Origin of the sequence: Nitratidesulfovibrio liaohensis, assembly GCF_011682075.1 — a bacterium.
GTDB classification, from domain to species: Bacteria; Desulfobacterota; Desulfovibrionia; order Desulfovibrionales; family Desulfovibrionaceae; genus Cupidesulfovibrio; species Cupidesulfovibrio liaohensis.
The window spans coordinates 1-4,036 of the sequence record NZ_VSMK01000252.1; the positions used below are offsets into that span (position 1 = coordinate 1).

The following is a 4,036-nucleotide window of genomic DNA, read 5'->3' on the forward strand; positions in this document are numbered from 1 at the left end:
CCCGCCGCAGGCCACGGCCAGGGCGCGAGCCGCCGTGGCCGCACATGCGGCGTGGCGCCAGAAGGTGCGCCGGGCAGCCACGTCGCGCGGGGTCATCAGGCGCATCAGCGAAGCGGCGGTGACCAGGCTGAGAATCTGGCGCATGCCCAGCAGCAACACGGCGCGCTGCACCGTTTCCACCGGCACCAGCGGGGCGTGCAGCGGGCTGTTGGCGATGCGCAGCACGGCGGCGGTCAGGTAGGTGTCGTGCTGGATGACGCGCGCCACGTCGTCGGGGGTGGCGTCGTCGGAGGTCACCAGCGCGCTCAGGCGCTGCACCACTTCCGGCGGGGTGGTCAGGGCCGGTCGGCGGGCCAGCAGCGCGGCCAGCGAGGGCGCGTCCGCGTGAAGTGAGGTGGGGCGCGGCACGGCGGATGTGTCCGTGGATGTACCTGTGGAGGTGCCGGAAGGATTCCGGACAGTGCGGGGCGTGTCCGGCTGCCCATCGCGCAGCAGGCGTGCGCGTGCCCAGCCCGCCAGTTCGGCCAGCAGCGGATGGGTCAGGTCCACATGGGCAAAGCGCCGGGCCAACTCCGCTTCCGCCCACGCGGCAGGGGTGTCCACCCCGGCAGGGCCGGGGCGTGCTGCGTCATTCGCTTCGCGCACCGATCCGGAGCCAGGGCCGGGCTGGGCCGGACGCGGCGCGGGACCTGCCTTGTGGGCGACTGCGGAAGGGGCGGGGGCACGGGGCTTTCCGCCGTTGAAGAATCCCATGGTGTGGCCGGGTGTGCCGCGCGGGGCGCGGGCAGAGTGTGTCCGTCTGCCTGACGGATATCCCAGAGCGCTCGGCTTGAAAAGCGGGCACTCACCACGTGTGGGGGGGCTAAAACGCAGAACGGCTTGCGGACCGCCCGCAAGCCGATTTCTGCGTCATGCAAAGAAAGGAAGGATGTCTTGTTTAATGCATGAGGCGTGCCAAGGCGTGTCTGCGCGTAGTGTTCAGGTGCAATGCGCCGACATGTAAGATTTTTTTCGCGCTTCGCATGCCAAGGCGTGCCTTTGCCCAGCGTGCAGGAAGTTGAACCTGCCTTTCCCGGCCCCGGAAGGTGGCCAAGAAATTTGACCGCCTCCACTCTCGCTGAAGCAGGATGGCGGGCGCTGTCGCGCATCCCGCCCGCCGCTGTCGTCTATTGCTCCACGTACAGGTAGCGCTTGATCTTGTGGGTGGGCGTCTTTTCGAAGGGTTCGGTCTGCTCGATGACCTTGTGCAGCCGCGCGAAGGTGGACACCTTGGTGTTTACGTCGTTGCGCAGTTCTTCCAGCAGGGCGGCCACCTTATCCCGGGCCTTGGTGGCGGGCAGCCCGCCGAATTCCTCGTCCAGCCGCGCGTGATCCAGGTGGATGCGCGCCGCCAGTCTGCCGTCCAGCTGGAACACCAGCGATTCCATCACGTACGGCGATTGCTGGATGATCGCCTCTACCTCTTCGGGGTAGATGTTCTCGCCGCTGGGGCCCACGATGACGTTCTTCAGCCTGCCCTTGATGTACAGGTAGCCGTCGCGGTCGAACTTGCCCAGATCGCCGGTGCGGAACCACCAGTCTTCGGTGAACACGGACGCGGTGATCTCCGGCGCCTTGGCGTATTCGCGCATCACGTTGGGGCCGCGCACCAGTATTTCGCCTTCGCCGGTGGCCGGGTCGGGCGCGTCGATGCGCACTTCCACCCCGGTCAGCGGCCAGCCTGTGGCGGTCAGGCGGGTATCGGCCGGGCCGCAGCCCGCGACCAGGGGCGACGTTTCGGTGAGGCCGTAGCCGATGGCGTACGGAAAGCCCGCCTCGCGCAGAAAGCGTTCCACGTCCGGCGCTATGGCCGCGCCGCCGATGCAGAAGATGCGCAACGCGCCGCCAAAGGTTTGCAGCAGCTTCTTGCCCGCCATGGCATGCAGCTTGCGCCGCACGAAGGGCAGCGCATACAGCCGCCGTTTCAGCCAGGTATCGGTGAACTTGGGCAGCACGGCGGACTTGAAGATCTTTTCGATGACCAGCGGCACCGACAGCATGGCCGTGGGCCGCACCTGGGCCAGCGCGGGCAGCAGGGCGCGCGCCGTGGGCGGCTTGTCCATGTAGTGGACGTGCGCACCGTTCAGCACCGGTAGCACCAGCCCCAGCGTGCATTCGTAAGTGTGCGACAGGGGCAGGATGGACAGCATGCGGTCGCCGGGGGCCAGTTGCACGATGGTCTTCACCGTGTCCGCATCCCACACGATGTTGCGGTGGGTCAGCACCACGCCCTTGGAATGGCCGGTGGTGCCCGAGGTGTAGATGATGGCCGCCACGTCGTCCTCGCCCGGCTCTTCGGCGGCCAGGTGGGTGAAGCGCATGGCCTTGTCGCGCAGGCGGCGGAATTCGCGCAGGCCGCGTTCCTTCAGTTCGCGCAGCTTGTCGCGTGTTGCGCCCTGCTGCACGGGGTGGAAATTCTCTATCTGGATGAGCACCGGCGGGGTGTCGAACTGGCCGTCCTCCAGTTTGGGGAACAGCCGCTCGGAGACCAGCACCACCTTGGCTTCCGAATGGCGGATGATGTGGTGCACGGCATCCGCGTGGAATTCCGGAAGAATGGGCACGGCAATGGCGCCCATGGCGGTAATGGCGAAATAGGCGATGCCCCAGTTGGGCATGCTTTCGGACAGGATGGCCACCCGGTCGCCGCGCGCCACGCCCTGTTCCGCCAGCAGGGCGGATACCGTGGTGGCGTGTTCGAGCTGTTCACGAAAGGTTACCGGCGTGCCGCCGATCTGCGACAGTGCGGGCTGGTCGGCATACAGTTCGGCGCTGCGTTCCAGCACCCGCCTGAGGGTAAGCGTCTGCAACTCCATGCAAGCTCCTTCATGTGAGACTTCACGGATGTACGGCAAAGCCGGATTCGCCGCAATCCCATGCGACGCGGCGGCAGGCGCGGAATGCGGGGTGTCGCCGTAACGTCACCGACCGGGGCGGGCGGCATGGCGTTGCAGTGGGGGGGCGTGCGAGCAGGCAAGGGCGCTGGGGGCGCGGGCGGCACACCGCGCCGTGGAGAAGCGCTTTCGTGGATTGTGGTGTTTGCCCCTGCGGGTGCGCATGCCTGCACCGGTTGACCACCCAGCCCGTAGTGTCGCATACCGGAAGGACCATCCAAACCCCAACGCCGCACGAGGTTTCCCATGCTCAAGCATATCGTCTGGTGGACCCTGAAGGACGAGGCGGAAGGCGCTTCCGCCGCCGAGAACGCCGCCAAGATGAAGGCCATGCTCGACCCGCTCATGGGCAGGATTCCCAGCCTGAAGGGGCTGGAAGTGAGCACCACCTTCCTCGGCACCACCACCGAGCCGGTGCAGATCATCCTGGTGTCCACCCACGACGACGCCGAAGGCCTGAAGGCCTACGCCGAACACCCCGAGCACGTGCAGTGCGTGGGCTTCATCAAGAAGATCGTGGCCAGCCGCAAGGCCATCGACTTCACGGTGTAGCCGCGCTGGCCGGGAGTGCCCGGCGGTGCCTTTTTCCGGGGCGGGAGAGCGCGGGCTCTTCCGCCCCGTGCCGTTTCGGAGGCTGCCGGATACCGGGCATGCCGGTCACGCAGTCATGCCGGTCGCGCTGCCCTGCCAGGGTGGAATCAGCGAGTGCCCGAGGCCACGAAGATGGAAATGCTGGCGCTGGCGCACCCGCGGGCGGAGGTGGCGCAGCAGGTGCCCCCTGCGTCTTCCACGCGCACGTCGCCCAGCCCCGCCTCGCCCAGCCAGCGGGCCACGTCATCGCGCCGGAAGCCGGGCCAGCGGTCGTGGTGTTCCCGCAACAGAAAGGCGTTGTCGTGCAGATCCAGGTCGGTCAGCACCACCCGCCCGCCGGGCCGGACGATGCGGGCCATTTCGCGCAGGGCCGCGCCTGGGTCTTCGGCATGGTGCAGGTACATGTTGGCGAAGGCGTGGTCCACCGCGCCGTCGGGCAGGGGAAGGGCGCTGCCCTCGCAGGCCCGGCAGATCACCGGGGGCAGGCCGGGGCCGCCCGCCGCAAAGGGCTT

4 protein-coding genes are annotated in these 4,036 nt (G+C 67.8%); 1 reads left to right on the plus strand and 3 read right to left on the minus strand.

Annotated elements, in window-relative coordinates; translation table 11 throughout:
• Both FVW27_RS09585 and FVW27_RS09590 read right to left on the minus strand, forming a co-directional pair.
• A partial coding sequence (locus FVW27_RS09585) for an HDOD domain-containing protein (protein ID WP_167124657.1) occupies positions 1–753 on the minus strand: 753 nt, incomplete at its 3' end.
• A 413-nt stretch (positions 754–1,166) separates the two neighbouring features.
• Complete coding sequence (locus FVW27_RS09590) at positions 1,167–2,855, minus strand: long-chain fatty acid--CoA ligase (RefSeq protein WP_167124659.1); 1,689 nt, start codon at positions 2,853–2,855, stop codon at positions 1,167–1,169.
• Between the two features lie 324 nt (positions 2,856–3,179).
• On the opposite strand from FVW27_RS09590, the gene FVW27_RS09595 reads away from it, so the two are divergent.
• A complete protein-coding gene (locus tag FVW27_RS09595; protein WP_167124661.1) occupies positions 3,180–3,485 on the plus strand; it encodes a Dabb family protein in 306 nt (101 codons plus the stop codon).
• Positions 3,486–3,631: 146 nt separating this feature from the next.
• Here the strand turns inward: FVW27_RS09595 and FVW27_RS09600 are convergent.
• On the minus strand, positions 3,632–4,036 hold a 405-nt coding region (locus FVW27_RS09600), incomplete at its 5' end, for a class I SAM-dependent methyltransferase (protein ID WP_167124663.1).